We start from the raw sequence: 20,222 nt of genomic DNA, 5'->3' as shown, positions 1-20,222 counted from the left end.
ACCCAACAGTTACCCGTCGAGCATGGATCAGTAGGCTACCGCTGACGGAACAGCGGGCTTTGTCCCCGCGATACTTTGCGGGTGCAGCAATTCTTCGAGCGACTTCATGTCGCACGTATACTTATATTCCTACGATTACTTTATTGGATAGCCTGCAAAAAGAAGGCTTTTATCCGTTCTTTGCATGCCAAACTCGTGTGCGAGATGACAGCCGTCGTGATCATACTAAGCATATGTTACGGCTCCGACGTCATGACCAAATTACGGGTAGCCAAGTGCCTGAAATCATCTTACTTAATAGCCATGATGGCTCCAGTAGCTATCAGATGTTACCGGGCTTTTTTCGCTATGTTTGTCAAAATGGACTGGTTTGTGGCGATACCTTTGGGGAGGTCAGAGTTCCCCATAAAGGTAATGTCGTCGATAAAGTGATTGAAGGGGCTTACGAAGTGTTAGATACGTTTGATGCTATCGCTGAAAAACGTGAGCAAATGCAGTCCTTACTATTACCGCCACCAGCAAAGCAGGCCTTGGCGCATGCGGCTTTAACCTATCGCTTTGGTGAGGAACATCAACCAATAACTGAAGCTCAAGTCTTACAACCTCGCCGTTTTGAGGATAAGAAAGACGATCTTTGGACAGTGTACCAACGATTACAGGAAAATTTAATCAAGGGAGGATTATCAGGCAGAAATGCCAAAGGTAAACGCGCTCGCACGCGTTCAGTGAATGGAATTGATGGGGATATTAAGCTCAATAAAGCGTTGTGGGTACTGACAGAACAAATGCATGCGCACTTTGCTGGACGCGAACAACTATAGCCACAGTATACGTTAAATAATTGGATCTTACGGTGAACGCGATGAAATTATCAGAACGGCAACTAAAAACCTTGAGTAATGTGAAACTCAATTATGGCTCACTCTGCAACAAAAGGACACTCAACTCGCTGGAGAAGAAAGGCTTAATCCACCGGCATACATCAAACCATTGGGTCTTAACGGAGTTCGGTTTTCATATCTATAACATGAGTAAACGGCGTTGCTTATAGAGCGTTAGCGCTAACATAAAGACTTATCCCGTATTTTGGTACTTGATAATATCGAGCACACTAATCTATTCAAGAAAGGAGAGCATTCTTTAAACATCATTTTATTCCCTTCCATTTTGACTCACTCTCTCATCAACTCTTTTTCTTATTTAAGCACCAAAACAACAGTTGATCGATTATGCCGATCGATAACCGTTTATTGATAGATACGATCGATATTACCGATCGTATTTTAATTATTGATAGGTAAAACAGATCGATTAAGTTAAACTGTCTCACGCTAAATTGTCTTTATGTCAGTGATATTAAGGTGATTGAGTCAAATCTCTCATGCCTTCCACTGATATAACGCGATTCAACCATACTTAATGTGATATTGATTAAAAGGAAATCAATCATGAAAAAAGCGTTTATTATTCCCGCCCTAATGGGGTGCATTTCATTACCAGCATTCGCTAACACGGATGACAGTAAAACGGGGCTTTATATCACGGGTAAAATGGGCGCATCCATTGTGCAAATGTCTGGCCAGCAGTTTGTCTACAGTGGCTATGCTGATGCCGGTGATAATGGTACCAAAAATGGAGATAGCCATCGTACTGGCGTATTTGGCGGTGGACTTGCGTTGGGTTATGACTTTTCCAATCAGTTTGATATCCCTGTTCGCGCTGAATTGGAATTTATGGCGCGTGATAAAGCGAATTCAACCTACAATATCCGCGACCGTGTGCGTAATGGCGTACATCAAACTCGTGATATTAAAAACCAAATCAAACTCAATACGCTAATGGTCAATGGGTACTACGACATTAAAAATAGCTCAAATTTCACGCCATATATCTCTGTCGGGCTAGGCTATGCGGCCGTGGATTTTAAAACCACCCGCGCTGATGCTTATACCCCAGGACTCTCTTTGCATGATACTCACACGCATACCGCCAATAACTTTGCCTGGAGTGTTGGTGCGGGGGTGAACTATGCCATCAATGACGATTGGGATATGGGACTAAGTTATCGCTATTTAGATGCTGGAAAAGCCGACATCACGACAGCGGTAGGCGATGGGGAAAACACCTCAAAAATCAAAGTGAAGGCCAATGACATCATGCTTGGTTTGACTTACCGATTCTAATCTCTGGCATTCAGCCTTATAGATTACCCTCAACTTACCTAGCCAACATGCCTTTTTGATGTTGGCTATTTTATTGATTAAACAAAAAATAACCACGGTTAAATTTTAACCACAAAAAAATTGTAATAAAAAGAGGTAAAAATGAATTCAATTAATCATATTCGTTTAGGCGTTGAACGAATTTTTTTCATCATTAGCTTAGTGCTAGTATTCGGTTTTACAGTCATCATCGCCAATCACTATAAGGTCGACTTATTTATTGGTAAGCCCTTAATGTATCTACTGTATTACCTTATCGCGATGTTAGCTCCACTCTTGATTTCTCAAATATTGTTGTGGGTCATTTATGGGTTTAAGGGTATCCCTTTCCGTTTAATGCTAACGCGAAAAATTTTGGCATTCGTCTTCGCTTTCATCGCTTCTTTATGTGTTATCTACTTATTGCTCATCGGGATTATTCCTTTTATGGTTTTTGACCATGCTTTAATTTTTATACTTTATGAATACTTTTTTATTTTCCTCCTTTTCGCCTGCCTTATCGGACTGAGCGCTGGCGTTATTGTCTATATCCATACCGTTAAAAACGTATCCCATCCATTTCAATACCCGCATCCTATTTTCCGTTTAATGACATTCTTAGCGCTATACCTTGTCATTATGAATGCCTTAGCGATAGGCATTGGCAACCAAATCAATCTCAATATCATGGTGATTCTAGCGGGTACTATCGCAGGTTATGTGGGGTATTGGGGATATGGCTTCCTACAACAATACACGGCAACGCGTTCTCGGAAACTCAGGATAACCCTGTCAACAATCATTTCCCTTGTTATCTTAGCGCTACTGGCACTCCTTAACGTTCTATTGCCTAACCGATTAAATATGTTCGGATTATTCCTGCTATTTTTTATCGAACTGGCTATTGCAATCACATTAGGTCGACTCACCTATCAGAAAAACAACCATCAGAAAGACGGTTCAACAATGAGGATAAATCATGACTAAATACGTAGTTATTTTCATGGTGTTTTGCCTCAATTTTACCGCGAGCGCCTTTAACACGAATGTATTTGATACCGCCATCGATAAAAGTGGTTTTACACCAATGTGTAATAACCAAGCGATTGCCGATAAGAATTGTCGTGTTGACGATTACCTCGAGGGACGTTATGTCGTCACGAGCACAGTGAATCTGGGCGCTAAATGTGCCTTCGTAATTGCCGAAGTGATTGATAGTCAAACCAACCAACTATTTAGTACATCAACTGGCGATTGTGAAGACGGCCCTCTCGATACCTATTACCGCTTATCCCGTATTAACAAAAAAGTGTGGCTGGATGCTTACAGTCAAGGAAAACACATTGACCATGTGGAGGTTATCTTTCAATGAAAAATCGCACATTAAATAGCCTTCCTTTTGTGGGAATTATCGCAGTCGTCACATTGGGGATTTATTTCGGCAAACAACCTAAGCCAACCTATCGAGATTGTGTTGAGTTCAGCTCATCTCCTGCCAATACGCTTCAGGTTTATGATCAACCCGATAGAGCTTCCAAGTCTATCAACTATCAGCCCACATCAGGAAAAGAACAATTCTGGGTCGCTAAACGAACAGCTGATGAACAATGGGTACAACTCTACCATGCCATAACACTTTTTGATGATTTACCTGAATCAGCTAAACTCGGATGGGTTAGTACCACGAATATAAACACATTGGGGATATTTGAGTGCATGACTAAGAATCAAAACTTATGATAAAATAATAATCGAAGGTGGGTAACCTCACCTTCATTATTGTCCATCTTAATTAGAGTTCACTATATATTTGTATTGAGTACAATCGGAGCGAAGACAAAATCTGGAACAACCAAACATTTCAGCATAGACAAAGTCGTGAAGCTAAAGATACTACGTTACTTGCACAAAAAAGTTGGAATGAACACAAAACCAGATTTTAATGGAGACCTATTTCTTTTGGATCTGAATCATCTCATGATCCTGAACAAGAAAAATTATAGCTACAGAAATTATCGAGAATATTGCCAGTCTTACGACTAAAGTAACACAGTTATACTATTCCCCGATTTATGAATATCATTTGGTCAAGCAAAACAATAACCGGTATCTGTCTCAGATTTTTTTAATTAATGAAGATGGCAAATATCCTAGCGTACAATGAATTAGAAAAAAATGAGTATCATAATCTACAATCAACAATGTATGCTTATGGCACAAGACAATCTACATAATTTTATTGGTCGTTTCCGTTTCATCAACCAATTATATTAAAATGGCAATCTACTTTTTAATCTAGATCAAAAAAACCGTAAAATAAACTTTAGGCCCAACAATAGGCCCAAATTAAAAGTTGAATTGAATTATATTGATTTAAAATCAATGCAATACAATCTCAGTTCAGACTCCGCCAGCCCACCAAATTTGGTGGGTCAGTGATAGGACAACGGTTTCAAAAACAAGAGGTTAGCGAAATCATTAAGACTACACACTGACACAGATAGTACTCTAAATCATACGCAAATCGTACGCGGATTATTTAAAGTTCAAAAAGGCTCACTTCGGTGAGCCTTTTTATTATCTATCTTAGTTTGAGATAATGGTGAAACTGCCAGATGGAAACTCGGTGCAGTATTTGAAAACAGAGTGATTAGTATTAATTTAAGATAATTACCTTCTCATAGAAGTTAACTAATTTAGTAATTATATAAAATTTGAATTATTTATATCTAATCTGGCTTTAGCAATAAATTCACCATAAGGCTTTAAGAATTTCTACAAACTATGATGGCTATATTCCTATCACTGAGGTGTTCTATTACTTGATGCAAACTCTAGTGGTCCGTTTCAGTAATACTCTTCGACTCTTGCCATATCGCTTGTCATAATAGGCTCAGGAACCCCAACAATTCAAAGCATTTCAATACAGTTAGATTTCATTATTTAAAGGACAGATTATACTAATCATCTTCAGTGGTTTACCAGGAAGTGGGAAAAGTACTATCGCTCAGGCTTTGGCAAAGTAGTTAAATGCTCTTTACTTGAGAATCGATACGATTGAGCAAGCTATACGCAAAGCCGATGAAGATAACTATGAAATGGGGCCTGCTGGTTATTTTGTCGCTTACTCGCTTGCCAGAGAGAATCTACAATTAGGGGCGACAGTTATTGCTGACTCAGTGAATCCATTGGCATTAACCCGTGATGCTTATAGAGAAATAGCTTTATCCACAAGAACTGGTTATTTAGAAATTGAGATCATATGTTCCGATATAATTGAGCATCGTAAACGAGTTGAAACCAGAGTGTCTGAAGTCGAGGGATTAACCTTGCCTGACTGGAAACAAGTTACAGACTTAGTTTATGAACCATGGAACAGAGAACACCTTATTTTAGACTCATACAGTTTATCCAGTGATGAATGTGTCTCGCGGATTATTGACGTCCTTTCCCAATGTTCAACACTTGAGACCCCATCAAACGAAGGAAATTAGTGAAAGTTCGCTTCGTGCCAATAGAAAATATTTCAGCTGTTTCAGTGAGTTAAGTACTGGGGAAACCTTCAAGTATATTAATTATCAAATCGAGTGGAAAAATGATCTCATTGGTTTGTCTAAGCTCTTCTAAGGTCCACCAGTAGTGATCGTGAATGACTTCTTTTTCGTTGTTACTCCAACCAGAGCAGTCGATATCTGATTTATCTGCATTAATTATAAAGAAACGTTCTTCAGCAATAACATTCTCACCACTTGGCAGTATCATAGGGAAGGTTCTGGAGGCTATTTGTGGTCCCGTAGTTTTTCTTGTCAGGCCCGTTTCTTCAAATAATTCACGTAACGCTGCCTGCTCAAAAGATTCGTTGCACTCAAGTTGTCCTCCTGGTGTAGCCCAATATGTTTTTCCCTCTAAAGCATCATATTTATGGCAGAACTTAAAGAGTAGTACATGGCTTTCAGGTGAAAGGACTATCAAACGAGAGGCTGGACGACTACGCATATATTCCCTTTTTAATATATTTAAATCTTCATTTTGGATTTTCACATAAAAATAATATTGTTGTCTGTAAGCGAATATCGAAAATGTTATTTCTTGCCACGTTAACTATATTCATCATCTCGTCCGTTCCTAGCTCATTGCAGACTTGTTTTAATTTCCGTTTAGCTGTTAAATGCCAAAAGTAAGTATTGTTGACTTAATGCTACATTTATTTATAAATGTGCATATCAAGTTAGATGAATGGTTTATATTTAGATAGTCATCTCTTTATTGATTATTTATAAAGGAATATATATGTCCTACCCTCGTTCTTTAATAAATTCGTTGTTGCTTCTATCTTTCTTACCTTTTTCTTTCGTTCAAGCTGCCGATAAGCCTGAATTGGTAGAGAATGGGATTAATCCATTGTCTGTAACCCGAATAGATGACCGTTTGAATTATATGTTGTCGGTTACCAATAATAACGGAAAAACAGTTCAGCACTGGCGATCAATTGATTGTAAACAAGGCAAGGCTGAGCTTCTATACAAAGATTTTCTTAATGATGATGGAGTAACTAGTGCTCGTTATTATGGGAAAAGTTATGCCCGCTATGCGCCCGCACAAATTGATAAGCAGATGACAGAAGAGGAAATCCGTGCTGTCTGCCAGTTACCTATAAAAGAGATGCGGTGGGAAAAATTATCGACGACATCTCAAGATATTATAACTAATCTTGTTGATATTAATAGTATTCATGTCACTGGTGACACTTTATCGGTACGAATGGGATATGATATCTCAGAGATTACTTGGGAGCCACCTTACGATGCACCACTAGAATTAAAGGTCGAGCACTATTTATATAACTGTAAAACACATCAAGGTAATGCTGTGGCTGCAATGAATTTTGATAGCGAGGGTCGCGTGACAGACTCACTGATCACTGCGGATATTATTCGCCGCAAGAGCAGTTTCAAAATTGATACTCAAATGACACAGCTCTTCGATCAACTTTGCGAGTTACCAGAAGGAAAATCGTTCACAGCAAAAGGGCTATTTGTGCCTGCTAAGAATAAGCCTGCATCAACACTGATGGGGCCTTCAATGCCTAATCTGAGTAATAATAATCCGCAGTGGCTGAATAAATTTCCGCTTTCCTCTTCGATTGAGAGCCAAGCGCAGTTATTGATCAAACCTTTGATGCCTCCTCGTTTTAAACAGATTAACTATACGGAAGTCAGCGATTTCGGTAAGGTCAATATACAGCTTGATGCACAACCGGATGGCTATATACGCAAGCTAGAAGATTATGACATTTGGACAGTACAACGTTTAACACTGGCAAATCAGTTACAATTGAAGTTCGCCATGTCTATCAGCAATGATACCTCACTGCTTAGCAAGTTACAGACAGATCTGCATTTTCCGTTAGCAATAGGTCAACGATATCAGGCGCAATGGGAAAATATTGACACTAATAAGAAGGTAACAGCGTCATCATTATTCTGTGATGTTACCGGAGAAGGAGATGCTCAAAGTATTGCCGCCAAATTTAGCGGAAAATATTTATTAGTTGAATGTCGTATGACGACTAAAGGGCAGCCGAATAGCGGTACTAAACTCGCTTGGTTGCAAGATTTCAACATTTTTGTCCCAGTCGCTATGCAAGTGGGCGATAAACCTGAAAGTCCAGTCAAACTGGAACATGTTAATGTAATACGTTAATAAACAAACAGGCTCACAGGTTTATCTAGTGAGCCTTTTATGACTGCCTATCTATTAATTAACACTAAGTATATTAGCTAAAGCTTTAGATATCTGTCTTGCTGAAGCTAAAGAACTAAAATATGAAGACGGAATAACTCACTATGGTAATACGTCATTTCACCTAGCTCGAATTGTTTGTCTGCGCTCCTCTTCCGCCTTCTGCTCTTTTTCCATTTCACATTTATTTTGTTGTGAATGAATGCACACCATTCATCCGCAAACAACAGGTATTCGTTTTTATTTCATCTCTGAAAAATTTTAATTACCACTTATCTCGGTAATCAAACGCAATGAAATAAGTATATTTAGCCGGATTAATTTTGTAAGTTACATATTTTTGAATAGCATTAATCCATTCTTTTTTTAGATCAAACTAACCATTATTGATGACATTCTCATTTTTTGGATCAATTGTTTCTTCAATAATAAAGTCATCGTCACCGTAATCTTTAGAGTATTCCTCAATTTCTTCCGTTTTCTATTAAACCACTGGGTATGTAGTTTCAATCTCATGATGTTATTATCTACTTACAGATATTTTTTAGTATTATGTTTGAAGTCAGCAGGCTTCCGCTGTTTCTCTGTTTTTGGATCATGTCTATCTAATAGAACGCATTGGCTGACTTCAAAGGAAACTAATGCATAGGGTTAATTTCTCTTTAACTGCCTTTAATTCCTCTTCGAATATTTTGAGAAACCATCTTAGCAATGGTAGTATAAGCAATATTGATATATTAAATTAAAAAATAAAAAACCAATGAAAATCAAATCATTAAAAGTTTTCCTCTTATAATAAAAAAACACAGAGTAAGAACACCAATGGCTTCCACCTAGTCGTTGTTTTCCATTTAGAAGAACTAAATAAATAAGAGAGACGAAGTATTTAGTTATTGTTCTGAGTTCATCACTGTAATATATAGGCTGCAATCTAGTATCTAAAAATTAAGGAACCCAAATGGCCATTAAGAAAAACGAACTATACTCCTCACTATGGGCCAGTTGCGATGAGTTACGCGGTGGGATGGATGCCAGCCAGTACAAAGATTATGTACTGACCATGCTATTTATGAAGTATGTATCCGATAAGTATAAAGGTGATCCGTACGGTATGATTGTTATACCCCAAGGTGCCAGCTTTGATGATATGGTTGCACTTAAAGGCGATAAAGAAATAGGCGATAAAATAAACAAAATTATCAGTGCGTTAGCTGAAGAAAATGACCTGAAAAGTGTCATTGATGTCGCCGATTTTAACGACGAAGATAAGCTCGGCAAAGGCAAAGAGATGATTGACCGTCTTTCCAAGCTGATAGGGATATTTGAAGGGCTTGATCTCTCTTCCAACCGTGCTGATGGTGACGATTTATTGGGTGATGCTTATGAGTACCTTATGCGTCACTTTGCAACTGAGTCTGGTAAATCCAAAGGCCAGTTTTATACCCCATCCGAAGTTTCACGCATTCTCTCGAAAGTGATTGGTATTAATAAAAACACCCCGCAAGACGCTACCGTTTATGACCCAACTTGTGGTTCAGGTTCATTATTATTAAAAGCCAGTGATGAAGCCCCCCGTGGCTTGAGTATTTTTGGCCAAGAAATGGATAACGCCACCAGCGCCTTGGCTCGTATGAATATGATCCTACACAACAACGCCACCGCGAAGATCTGGAAAGGCAACACCATTTCGGATCCACAATGGAAAGAAGCCAACGGGCAACTAAAAACATTCGACTTTGCTGTCGCTAATCCCCCCTTCTCCAATAAAAACTGGACTAACGGCATTAATCCTAAAGAAGATGAATTTGATCGTTTTAGCTGGGGTATTCCCCCCGAAAAAAATGGTGATTACACCTTCTTGTTGCATATTATCAAAAGTTTAAAAAGCACGGGTAAAGGTGCCGTCATTCTCCCCCACGGTGTATTATTCCGAGGTAATGCTGAAGCGCGTATTCGTGAAAACCTAATTAAACAAGGTTATATCAAAGGAATTATCGGTTTACCCGCCAACCTGTTCTACGGCACGGGTATTCCTGCCTGTATTATCGTGATCGACAAAGAACACGCACAGGCGAGAGAAAGTATTTTTATGGTCGATGCCAGCAAAGGCTTTATCAAAGATGGCAATAAAAACCGCCTGCGTAGTCAGGATATTTATAAAATTGTTGAGGTATTTACCAAGCAATTAGAACAACCTCGCTTTAGCCGGATGGTGCCATTAAGCGAAATAGTGGCTAATGACTACAACCTAAATATACCGCGTTATATTGATTCCAGTGAACCAGAAGACTTGCACGACCTCAGTGCCCATCTACAAGGTGGTATTCCCAATCGTGATATCGATGCCTTAGAACGCTACTGGCAGATATTCCCGAGTATTCGTGCGGCCTTATTCAAACCAGCACGTGAAGGTTATAGTGAAGCTTTAGTTAAAGCCTCTGAAGTGAAGAATACCATTCTAAACCATGATGAATTTAAACAGTTTGCGACGAATAGCTTGCAGCATTATCACGTTTGGGCTCGCGCATCTAATTTAGCTGAGATCAGTGTAGGTGATCAGCCTAAAGCGTTAATCGCTGAAATCAGCGAAAGTTTGTTGCAAAGCTATTCACAAACACCATTGCTGAGCAAATACGATATCTACCAGATCCTGATGGATTACTGGAGTGATACGATGCAAGACGATGTGTACGTACTGGTACAAGATGGTTGGTCTACAGGTAAAGTATTGCGTGAGTTAGAAGTCAAAAAAGGTGAAAAACTGAGAGAAACGCCTGACTTAGTGATTGGTAAAACAAAGTATAAAGCTGAGTTGATCCCCCCTGCTCTTATCGTGGCACGCTATTTTGCCGATGAACAAACCAAAATCGATACCTTGCAAAGCAAACTTGATAGTGCCAGTCAAGAGTTAGAAACCTATCTTGAGGAAAATAGCGGTGACGACGGCCTACTTAATGAGGCATTGAATGATAAAGACAAAGTCACCAAAGCCACAGTCACGGCACGTTTGAAAATTGCCACTGACCCCGATGAAAAATCGGCATTAAAACAAGCCCAAAAGCTGTTTGATAATGAAGCCAATGCTAAAAAAGCGCTGAAAAAAGCCCAAGATGCCCTCGATTTAGCGGTGTTTAAACAATACCCGAAACTGAGTATCGACGAAATCAAAAATTTGATAGTGGATGATAAATGGCTGGCGACGTTGCAAAGTAATATCGAGGCAGAAATTGAGCGCGTGACTCAGCAGCTGGCTAATCGCGTTAAAGAGTTGGAAGAGCGCTACAATGAGCCATTACCGGCTATTACTAAATCGGTAGAAGACCTGAATGAGAAAGTCGCAGGCCATTTAAAAGCGATGGGGTTGGAGTGGGAGCTATGAGTAACGGGGTAGTGGAAAAGAATCTAATATATGTAACAGGAACCTCTTCGAACCAAATTAATACTGGGTATAAACAAACTGAAATTGGATTTATTCCTGTAGATTGGGAAATAACAAATTTACGAGATATTGCTATTTTCGGTGGAGGAACTACGCCACCAAGAAAATTCCATGAAAAATACTATGTTTCTGGTTTACACCCTTGGGTAAAAACTCTCGATCTAAACAATAGTTTAATTTTGGTAACTGAGGAATATGTCACTAATGCGGCACTCGTTGAAACGAGCTTAAAGAAACATCCTGCAGGTTCAGTATTAATCGCAATGTATGGCGGCTTTAACCAAATTGGTCGCACTGGAGTTATAAAGGTTGACGCAGCTATTAATCAGGCATTAATTGCAATTATACCGAAAAATAGCAAGTTAGTTTCAGAATACCTACTCTTTAACTTAAATTATAATGTCGAATATTGGAAAGGGGTTGCAAGCAGCAGTAGAAAAGATCCAAACATTACGAGTAACGACGTTAAAAACTATCTACTTGCATTACCTTCTAAAAAAGAACAAACTGCCATCGCTAATGCGCTATCCGATGTTGATGCGCTGATTAGTGAATTAGAAAATCTGATCGCCAAAAAACAGGCTATCAAAACCGCCACTATGCAACAACTCCTCACCGGCCGCACCCGCCTGCCGCAGTTTGCATTGCGTGAAGATGGCGCACCAAAAGGCACCAAGCCAAGTGAGTTGGGAGAAATACCGGAGGATTGGGAGGTTCATTCCCTAGGGGATCTGTGTAATTACCAAAATGGTAAGGCCCAAGAGCAGTATTTCAATTCGAATGGCGGCTACAAGGTAGTTTCAATAGGTAATTATTCAGAATCCGGTAGATACATAGACACGGGTAGTTATATCGACGAGAAATTTAAAAATGAGGTTGGACGATTTGTACTTAGTCGTGGCGATCTAGCAATGATTCTTAACGATAAAACTGCTATTGGTACGATTATCGGCAGAGTACTACTAATTGAGGCGGATGAAACTTATGTCATGAATCAGCGAACAATGAGGCTTGCACCCAAAGGTAGTGTGAAATCTAAATATTTACACTTTCTTCTCAATTCTGATTCGGTGCACAAGAGAATCGTTGGGATGGCCAAGCCTGGTACTCAGATTTATGTGAATACTGATGATGTATTAGGGTTTAACTTGCTTATATCCAACTCTCAAGAAGAGCAAACCGCCATCGCCACCATTCTCTCTGATATGGACGACGAGATTCAGGCACTGGAACAACGCCTTGGCAAAACCCGCCAAATCAAACAAGGCATGATGCAAGAGCTGCTGACGGGCAAGACTCGGCTGCCTTATGACAAGGAATAAGGAGTGGCTGCTATGGCCTTTGTTGCGGAGCAACTAAAACAAAAAAATACGCTGGATAAACAAGTAATACAGGTGAAGACGTTAGTTTCTTTACCGAACATCTCTATTCCAGCCTATCAACGGCCTTATAAATGGACACATGCAAATCTAGTTGACTTGTTGAGCGACTTAAAAGTATATCGGGATAAATCGGCTTATCGCTTGGGTTCTGTGGTGTTTCATAGGTACTCAGACTCAGAAAGTAAACTAAAAACGCTCGATATTGTTGACGGACAACAGCGCACTTTAACCTTAGTACTTCTGGTTAAGGCGTTGTTAGATGAGCGCTTGGATGACCTAAAGCGGCAAGATGTTAAAGACACACTCGCCTCACTTGCTGTGCCGATTGATGCATTTTTAAATCGACAAACCTTTAATAGTGATATTTCGCACCGAAATTTGCATCAAAACTTTATGGCGGCAAAACGAGCTGTTGCTCGCAGTGACTTTACCGAGGCCGATATCGATTTTTTACTAAACCGCTGTGAAGTGGTTACCTTTGTGCTTGATGATGTGTCAGAGGCTTTCCAGTTTTTTGACTCGCAAAACGCCAGAGGCCGAGATTTAGATCCTCATGATTTGTTAAAAGCGTTTCATCTGCGTGAGTTTTCAGAAAGTGAAACTGAACTTAAAGCTGACTCGGTGCGCCATTGGGAAAGCCTGGAAAGTGAACAGTTGGCGCGACTGTTTTCCAACTATTTGTTTCGTATTCGCAACTGGGCACAAGGTAAATCGGCACAGTATTTTACTAAATCAAAAGTGGGTTTATTTAAAGGAGTCAATCTTGATCAGGTAGGGCTTTACCCTTATGTGGAGCCGCTTCGAATCGCTCACCATTTTGTTGATGACTATAACGGCCAGTACCAGCGCCATATTGATCACCAACACATGAGTTTCCCTTTTCACCTTGATCAGATGATCATAAATGGTAGGCGTTTTTTTGAAATGACCAGCCATTACCAACAAAAAATAGCTGAGATCGTAAGCGATGAACGAAGTGGAAAAGATAAGGCCAAGGTTAGTGAAGAAAAACAGAGCATTCGCATACTCGGCCATGAGCTAGAGCCCTTAGCTTGTAAGATTTTACATACCATAAATACCTACCGCTCTCGAACCCGCACAGGGGATGGCTATGTGCGCACACTGTTTGATTGTGCGGTGATCTTTTATCTAGATAAGTTTGGCGCACATCAGCTTTCGCAAGCGATAGAGAAGCTGTTTATTTGGGCATATAGCTGCCGATTAGAAATGCAAGTCGTCGGTATAGAGCGCATGGATAAACACGCTCTGACACATAATGTCTTTGAACGTATAAAGCAAGCGGTGCAACCAGCTGATGTTTTAAATTGGCCGTTAGCCACACTTAAAAAGTCTGATTGTAAGGGAACCAATCTTAGTGAAATTACCGAGCTGTTTAAGGAAATGAAGTACTATGAGTAATGTTCGGATGCCATACACGAAATACAATGATGGGGCTGATGGTAAAGCAATTGCCAGCTTTAAGGTTAAAAAATTACTTTGTGATGCAAGCCAATATGTCGTCCCTATGTATCAACGGAACTATGCGTGGGGTGAGGGTGAAATCAACCAACTGATCCAAGACGTATTGGATTATCAACATAGTAAACCAGATCAAACCTACTACATTGGCACGTTGGTCGTGTTTGAGCGTAACGATGGCAGCTTTGAAGTGATTGATGGGCAACAACGTTTTACCACACTTACCTTATTAACCTTTGCTCTCAAACGCTTATATGCTGCAGGCAAAGTGACTGTCGATATGGGCTGGTACACTACTCCTAATCTCAATTTTGAAAGCCGCCAAAAATCATCGGATACCTTTGCCTGCCTAATTCAAGGCGTTGCACTAGAACACTTAAAAACCGATGACTACAACCTCGATGTGGTGAATGGTTTCTCTTTGCTAGAAAAGGGCTTATTAGCTTTGGGGGATAAGCTTGAAGGATTTTGCCAATACCTTTACGAAAAGGTAGAAATAACCCGAGTATCTGTGCCCAAAGATACCGATTTAAATCATTATTTTGAGGTAATGAATAATCGCGGTGAGCAGCTAGAAAAGCACGAAGTCGTTAAAGCAAGGTTAATGTCGGTGTTAAATGAAATCACTGACCCCTATGAGCGTGAGCAGAGTATACAGCTGCTAGGAAAAGTGTGGGACGCAACAGCTAATATGGAACGTTACGTTCAATACGGCTTTAACCTCGATGAAAGGCATAATATTTTTGGTAAAGACGATTGGGGACAATTTAAACCAACGTGCTACGCTGATTTAGCTACAAGCATTTGCGAAGCAACTACTCAAAAGAGCGAAAACACTCAAACCATTTCGCTGACGCTCAATGAGATATTGGCAAAGCCACCTCAGTCCTCTTCTAGCGCTGATATAATGTTTACACCAGAGCGCTTTAATAGCGTCATTAATTTCTCTAACTTCTTACTGCATGTTTTACGAGTGTTAACAAAACAGGATATCGCGTTGGACGATAAGCGTTTGTTAGAGCAGTTCGACGCCTACTTGAAAGAAAATGGCAGTAACAAAATTAACGCAGTTAAAGACTTTGTATTCGCGCTACTCAAGTGCAAATATCTTTTTGACCAGTACATCATTAAGCGGGAATTTAGTGATGGCAAAGATAGGTGGAGCTTGAAAAAGCTGCATTTTTATAACGCTAAGAGTCAGAGCTACATTAATACTTTTGGTGGCAGCGAAGAACAGGATAATGAAGATGGCTTTGAAGGGATAAATCGTCAGATTTTAATGCTGTTAAGTGCTTTGCATGTTTCCACACCGACACTGGCTTATAAGCACTGGTTAAATGGTGCATTGTTCCATTTGTTTGCTATGGATGAAATTACGCCTCGTCTTTATTTGCAGAAGCTTGAATATTTATCTCGTCAATTTGTATATGGTCGTTTTTTAAGTGCATCTCCTGCTGATTACTACCAAATGATTTTTCAAAACAAAGAATATTCAGCATTTGATCCAAATAATCAGCAAGTATTAGTAAAGCTGCGTTATGGCGTAATTGAAAATAACTTAGTGTTTAACTATCTCGATTACTTGTTGTGGTGTGAGGGAAAACTAAACAAAACGGATGATGTGATTACTCAGTTTGAGTTTACCTTCCGAAGCTCTGTTGAACACTTTTATCCGCAGCACCCACTTGATGGGCATTATGTACTGCCGGATGCTGATTTGCATCGCTTTGGTAATTTGTGCTTGATTAGCCATAGCAAAAATTCAAAATTAAGTAACTTACAACCCACCGCTAAGCGTGATCATTTTAAAGCGGCCATCGCAGATAAAAGTATTGATACCCTAAAACTGTATGAAATGATTAAGTTGATGAATGCTGATGGAGAATGGACAGAAACTCAAATAGCTACGCATGAACAAGCCATGTTAATGGTGTTTTCTAAGGACTTGAATAAGGGTTTTAGCTATGAGTAATGTCGGTCAACGCGAACGTATAACCCAAAATCGTATCGTTCAGTTTTTTCAAACTGACTTAGGCTATCGCTATTTAGGCGATTGGCAGGATCGCGCTAATAATAAAAATATTGAAGTGGATATCCTCGTTAATTGGCTAAAAAAACGCGGTGTCAGCAAGGCGTTGATCAATCGAGCTATTCGCCAATTGGATACGGCAGCAGCGCTGGGCGAAGGTAAAATGCTCTATTACGCCAACAAAGAGGTTTATCGCCTACTACGTTACGGCGTGAAAGATAAAGAAGGTGCTGGCCATCTTAATGAAACCGTGTGGCTGATTGACTGGAAAAACCCAGAAGCAAACGATTTTGCCATTGCTGAAGAAGTCTCTATCAAGGGCGAGAACAAAAAACGCCCAGACATCGTGTTGTATGTAAACGGTATTGCGCTGGGTGTGATAGAGCTTAAACGTTCATCTGTCTCTGTTTCTGAAGGTATTCGCCAAAATCTGGATAACCAAAAGAAAGATTTTATTCGTAATTTCTTTACCACAATGCAATTGGTGATGGCGGGTAATGATACTCAGGGACTACGTTACGGCACAATTGAAACACCCGAAAAATTTTATCTTGAGTGGAAGGAACCGCTTGAAAATACTTATGACTATAAACTCGATTTTCACCTAAGCCGTATATGTAATAAGTCTCGCTTTTTGCAAATCATCCATGATTTTATTGTCTTTGATGCTGGAACCAAGAAAACCTGTCGCCATAACCAGTTTTTCGGTGTTGAAGCGGCTAAGGCTCATATCACAAAGCGTGAGGGGGGTATAATCTGGCATACCCAAGGTTCAGGTAAAAGCTTAACTATGGTGTGGCTAGCTAAATGGATACGGGAAAATGTTACTGATGCTCGCGTGCTGATAGTGACTGACCGAACTGAACTTGACGAACAGATTGAAAAAGTGTTTACAGGTGTTGACGAAGAAATTTATCGTACCAAAAGTGGTGCAGATCTTGTGGCCACGTTAAATCAGCCTAACCCTTGGTTGATCTGCTCATTAGTGCATAAATTTGGAAGGCAGTCTGATTCTGAAAATGATGCCGCAACCGATGAATTTATTGAAGAACTGAAAAAATCACTGTCATCGAATTTCAGAGCTAAAGGAACATTGTTTGTCTTTGTCGATGAGTGCCATCGTACTCAATCTGGTAAGTTGCACAACGCAATGAAGACCATTTTACCTGAAGCCATGTTTGTCGGTTTCACAGGGACTCCCCTGATGAAAAAAGACAAAAAGAAATCAGTTGAAGTCTTTGGTCCTTATATTCATACCTATAAATTCGATGAGGCTGTCGCTGATGGCGTAGTATTGGATTTACGCTATGAAGCAAGAGATATAGACCAACACATTACCTCCCAAAAGAAAGTTGATGAGTGGTTCGAGGCAAAAACGCGCGGATTATCTCGAATAGCTAAAACGCAGCTCAAACTAAAATGGGGCACCATGCAAAAGGTGCTATCCAGTAAATCACGCTTGCAACAGATTGTGAATGATATCTTGTTAGATATGGATACTCGGCCACGTCTGATGGATGGTCATGGTAATGCGATGTTAGTCTGCTCCAGCGTTTATCAGGCCTGTAAAGCCTATGAAATGTTTAGTCAGACCGATTTAGCAGGTAAAGTTGCTATAGTTACTAGTTTTCAACCAACACCTGCAAGTATTAAAGGTGAGGAGACTGGTGAAGGTTTAACGGAAAAACTCTTTAAATACGATATTTATCGTAAAATGTTAGCAGACTACTTTGAACTACCTGAAGACAAAGCAGCTAATAAAGTTGAGGACTTTGAAAAGGAAGTTAAAAAGCGTTTCGTTAATGAACCTGGGCAAATGCGCCTGCTGATTGTGGTCGATAAATTGTTAACTGGCTTTGATGCGCCTTCTGCCACTTATTTGTATATTGATAAGCAAATGGCAGATCACAGCCTGTTTCAGGCAATTTGTCGCGTCAACCGTCTCGATGGTGATGATAAAGAATACGGTTATATCATCGACTATAAAGATTTATTCCGCTCATTAGATAAAGCAATTTCTGATTATACTCAAGGTGCTTTTGAAGGTTATGACAAGGAAGATGTGGTTGGTTTACTAAAAGACCGATTAGAGCAAGCAAGACTAAATTTAGATAGTGCGCTGGAAATGGTTCGAGCATTATGTGAGCCAGTAAAAGCACCACGAAATACAGAGGATTATATCCATTATTTTTGTGGCGAATCAGGCTTAAATCAAGATGAGTTAACCGAAAAAGAGGCACTTCGTTTAACCTTATATCAGAGTGTTGCCAAGTTACTGCGAGCATTCGCAAATATCGCCAACGAAATGCCAGATGCAGGTTATTCTACTCATGATATAAACTCTATTAGATCTGAAGTTTGTCACTATGAAAAAGTTCGCGATGAAGTGAAGCTTGCAAGTGGTGATCTCGTCGAAATGAAGCGCTTTGAGCCTGCAATGCGTCATCTGCTAGATATGTATATTCGTGCCGATGATAGTGAAGTCCTTATGGACTTTGAAGAGCTTGGCTTGATTGAATTAATCGTCGAAAAAGGCGTCAGTGCTATCGATACCCTGCCCGAGGATCTCCGTAAAAATCCGGGAGCAATGGCTGAGACCATTGAAAATAACGTTCGCAAAATCATTGTCGATGAAAATCCGGTTAACCCTAAATACTATGAACAGATGTCAGTGTTACTCAATGAACTAATCGAACTTCGTCGACAAAAGGCGATTGAATATCAAGATTACCTCGAGAAAATCCGCGAACTCGCTGCTAAAGTCGTACGTCCTGAGCGAACATCATCTAGCTACCCTGCATCAATGGATACTAATCCCAAACGTGCTTTTTATGATAACTTTGGCAAAGATGAATGGCTTGCCACCAAAATTGATAGTGCCATTCGTTATACCAAAAAAGCGGATTGGGTAGGAGATCGTTTTAAGGAACGAGAAATTGCCAATGCAGTACGAGAAGAAACGGCGGGCTATGAGGTGGATATTCAGGACGTAATGGAACTCGCTAAAGCTCAAAAAGAGTATCAATGATGACGATGATTGAAATTGGCTCAATGACAATACAATTGAATCGTAAAGCCATCAAAAACTTACATATTAGCGTGTTGCCGCCTGATGGACGTGTACGTGTATCTGCGCCTGTATCTATGACGGAAACGGCTATTCGTATGGCGGTGATCCGTCGTATCCCTTGGATTAAACAGCAGCAGAATAATTTCATAAAACAACCCCGCCAATCAGAACGAGAAATGGTCAGTGGCGAATGCCATTACTTGTGGGGTCGACGCTATCGTCTCAATGTTGTGCCACATGTAGGAAAGCATGAAGCCAAATTAGGCCGTGGACGATTACATTTGTATGTTAGCCATACTGCAACTGCTGAGCAAAAGGCTTTAGTTCTCACTGAATACTACCGTGAAGCACTTAAACAGCGAATAGCTGACTTATTGCCTATTTGGGAAAGCAAAATAGGTGTCACTGTCGACGCTTGGGGCGTAAGAAAAATGAAAACCAAATGGGGCAGTTGCAATACGCAAGCAAAACGCATTTGGTTGAACTTAGAACTCGCCAAAAAGCCACCAGAATGTTTAGAATACATCCTAGTTCATGAGTTAGTTCACCTACTTGAACGTAAGCATAATGAACGATTTAAAGCCCACATGGATAAGCTACTTCCTGATTGGCAAGAACGCAAAGACTTGCTGAATAAAGCACCATTGGCTTACAGTCATTGGTTATACTAACTTTTGTCCTTATAGAATAGAGAGCTCAACTCAATCTTAACTACTTTTTAGTGGCAAATAGGTGGTAAACAAAAAACATGTAGATACAGTACTGGAGCGGTACTAAAGATAAACTATAAAACGCCCGATGAAGTTCATCGAGCGTTTTATACCTGAAAAGTTGTCAACTTATATCAAGGCTAGTCAAACAAGAGTAATAATTAACCTTT

Annotated in this window: 16 protein-coding genes; 14 read left to right on the top strand and 2 right to left on the bottom strand. The window is 39.9% G+C overall.

Going from position 1 to position 20,222, the window contains the following annotated elements; translation table 11 throughout:
- Positions 1-26: 26 nt before the first annotated feature.
- The 7 genes from AACV00_RS14805 to AACV00_RS14780 all read left to right on the top strand — a co-directional run bounded on the left by AACV00_RS14805 (position 27) and on the right by AACV00_RS14780 (position 5,695).
- Positions 27-821 (top strand): DUF932 domain-containing protein, encoded by a 795-nt coding sequence (locus AACV00_RS14805; RefSeq protein ID WP_442956601.1) that lies wholly within the window; start codon positions 27-29, stop codon positions 819-821.
- A gap of 627 nt (positions 822-1,448) precedes the next feature.
- Positions 1,449-2,183 (top strand): outer membrane protein, encoded by a 735-nt coding sequence (locus AACV00_RS14800; protein WP_150375754.1) that lies wholly within the window; start codon positions 1,449-1,451, stop codon positions 2,181-2,183.
- Between the two features lie 141 nt (positions 2,184-2,324).
- A complete protein-coding gene (locus AACV00_RS14795) occupies positions 2,325-3,188 on the top strand; it encodes a hypothetical protein (RefSeq protein ID WP_161680411.1) in 864 nt (287 codons plus the stop codon).
- Between the two features lie 16 nt (positions 3,189-3,204).
- Positions 3,205-3,573, top strand: a complete 369-nt coding sequence (locus tag AACV00_RS14790; RefSeq protein WP_237584964.1) for a hypothetical protein — start codon at positions 3,205-3,207, stop codon at positions 3,571-3,573.
- The gene (locus tag AACV00_RS14785; protein WP_161680409.1) at positions 3,570-3,941 is read left to right on the top strand and encodes a hypothetical protein; all 372 of its coding nucleotides are present in this window, start codon (positions 3,570-3,572) and stop codon (positions 3,939-3,941) included. The genes AACV00_RS14790 and AACV00_RS14785 overlap by 4 nt, the downstream gene beginning before the upstream one ends.
- Before the next feature lie 1,193 nt (positions 3,942-5,134).
- Complete coding sequence (locus AACV00_RS17670; RefSeq protein WP_350407533.1) at positions 5,135-5,227, top strand: hypothetical protein; 93 nt, start codon at positions 5,135-5,137, stop codon at positions 5,225-5,227.
- A 15-nt stretch (positions 5,228-5,242) separates the two neighbouring features.
- Positions 5,243-5,695, top strand: coding sequence for an AAA family ATPase (locus AACV00_RS14780; protein WP_306470705.1), 453 nt, complete (start codon positions 5,243-5,245; stop codon positions 5,693-5,695).
- Positions 5,696-5,744: 49 nt separating this feature from the next.
- Here AACV00_RS14780 and AACV00_RS14775 read toward each other — a convergent pair whose 3' ends face one another.
- A complete protein-coding gene (locus tag AACV00_RS14775) occupies positions 5,745-6,197 on the bottom strand; it encodes an NUDIX hydrolase (RefSeq protein ID WP_104459233.1) in 453 nt (150 codons plus the stop codon).
- A 294-nt stretch (positions 6,198-6,491) separates the two neighbouring features.
- On the opposite strand from AACV00_RS14775, the gene AACV00_RS14770 reads away from it, so the two are divergent.
- The gene (locus AACV00_RS14770; protein WP_104459232.1) at positions 6,492-7,904 is read left to right on the top strand and encodes a hypothetical protein; all 1,413 of its coding nucleotides are present in this window, start codon (positions 6,492-6,494) and stop codon (positions 7,902-7,904) included.
- 304 nt (positions 7,905-8,208) lie between these two features.
- Here the strand turns inward: AACV00_RS14770 and AACV00_RS14765 are convergent, their stop codons facing one another.
- Positions 8,209-8,289, bottom strand: a complete 81-nt coding sequence (locus tag AACV00_RS14765) for a cloacin immunity family protein (protein ID WP_237731560.1) — start codon at positions 8,287-8,289, stop codon at positions 8,209-8,211.
- A gap of 612 nt (positions 8,290-8,901) precedes the next feature.
- Between AACV00_RS14765 and AACV00_RS14760 the strand changes: the two genes are divergently transcribed.
- From AACV00_RS14760 to AACV00_RS14735, 6 genes are read left to right on the top strand one after another with little or no spacing between them, the layout of a single operon-like run.
- Complete coding sequence (locus AACV00_RS14760) at positions 8,902-11,322, top strand: type I restriction-modification system subunit M (protein WP_110706573.1); 2,421 nt, start codon at positions 8,902-8,904, stop codon at positions 11,320-11,322.
- Positions 11,319-12,704, top strand: coding sequence for a restriction endonuclease subunit S (locus AACV00_RS14755; RefSeq protein ID WP_110706572.1), 1,386 nt, complete (start codon positions 11,319-11,321; stop codon positions 12,702-12,704). Before AACV00_RS14760 ends, AACV00_RS14755 begins: the two co-directional genes overlap by 4 nt.
- 12 nt (positions 12,705-12,716) lie before the next feature.
- Positions 12,717-14,183, top strand: a complete 1,467-nt coding sequence (locus AACV00_RS14750; RefSeq protein WP_004250447.1) for a DUF262 domain-containing protein — start codon at positions 12,717-12,719, stop codon at positions 14,181-14,183.
- Positions 14,176-16,215, top strand: coding sequence for a DUF262 domain-containing protein (locus AACV00_RS14745; protein ID WP_004250445.1), 2,040 nt, complete (start codon positions 14,176-14,178; stop codon positions 16,213-16,215). Before AACV00_RS14750 ends, AACV00_RS14745 begins: the two co-directional genes overlap by 8 nt.
- Positions 16,208-19,300, top strand: coding sequence for a type I restriction endonuclease subunit R (locus AACV00_RS14740; protein WP_110706571.1), 3,093 nt, complete (start codon positions 16,208-16,210; stop codon positions 19,298-19,300). Before AACV00_RS14745 ends, AACV00_RS14740 begins: the two co-directional genes overlap by 8 nt.
- The gene (locus AACV00_RS14735) at positions 19,300-20,013 is read left to right on the top strand and encodes a M48 family metallopeptidase (RefSeq protein WP_036900449.1); all 714 of its coding nucleotides are present in this window, start codon (positions 19,300-19,302) and stop codon (positions 20,011-20,013) included. The genes AACV00_RS14740 and AACV00_RS14735 overlap by 1 nt, the downstream gene beginning before the upstream one ends.
- Positions 20,014-20,222 lie beyond the last annotated feature (209 nt).

The organism is Proteus sp. G3927, assembly GCF_963894685.1.
In the GTDB taxonomy this organism is placed as follows: domain Bacteria; phylum Pseudomonadota; class Gammaproteobacteria; order Enterobacterales; family Enterobacteriaceae; genus Proteus; species Proteus mirabilis.
Note: the sequence above shows the minus strand (reverse complement) of the source record. Positions and strands in the feature narration are given on the sequence as shown.

Coding starts and splice junctions, on each gene's coding strand:
- AACV00_RS14755 (WP_110706572.1), top strand. CDS start 11,319: ATGAGTAACGGGGTAGTGGAAAAGAATCTAATATATGTAACAGGAACC.
- AACV00_RS14775 (WP_104459233.1), bottom strand. CDS start 6,197: ATGCGTAGTCGTCCAGCCTCTCGTTTGATAGTCCTTTCACCTGAAAGC.
- AACV00_RS14735 (WP_036900449.1), top strand. CDS start 19,300: ATGACGATGATTGAAATTGGCTCAATGACAATACAATTGAATCGTAAA.
- AACV00_RS14785 (WP_161680409.1), top strand. CDS start 3,570: ATGAAAAATCGCACATTAAATAGCCTTCCTTTTGTGGGAATTATCGCA.
- AACV00_RS14790 (WP_237584964.1), top strand. CDS start 3,205: ATGGTGTTTTGCCTCAATTTTACCGCGAGCGCCTTTAACACGAATGTA.
- AACV00_RS14745 (WP_004250445.1), top strand. CDS start 14,176: ATGAGTAATGTTCGGATGCCATACACGAAATACAATGATGGGGCTGAT.
- AACV00_RS14750 (WP_004250447.1), top strand. CDS start 12,717: ATGGCCTTTGTTGCGGAGCAACTAAAACAAAAAAATACGCTGGATAAA.
- AACV00_RS14795 (WP_161680411.1), top strand. CDS start 2,325: ATGAATTCAATTAATCATATTCGTTTAGGCGTTGAACGAATTTTTTTC.
- AACV00_RS14770 (WP_104459232.1), top strand. CDS start 6,492: ATGTCCTACCCTCGTTCTTTAATAAATTCGTTGTTGCTTCTATCTTTC.
- AACV00_RS14760 (WP_110706573.1), top strand. CDS start 8,902: ATGGCCATTAAGAAAAACGAACTATACTCCTCACTATGGGCCAGTTGC.
- AACV00_RS14800 (WP_150375754.1), top strand. CDS start 1,449: ATGAAAAAAGCGTTTATTATTCCCGCCCTAATGGGGTGCATTTCATTA.
- AACV00_RS14740 (WP_110706571.1), top strand. CDS start 16,208: ATGAGTAATGTCGGTCAACGCGAACGTATAACCCAAAATCGTATCGTT.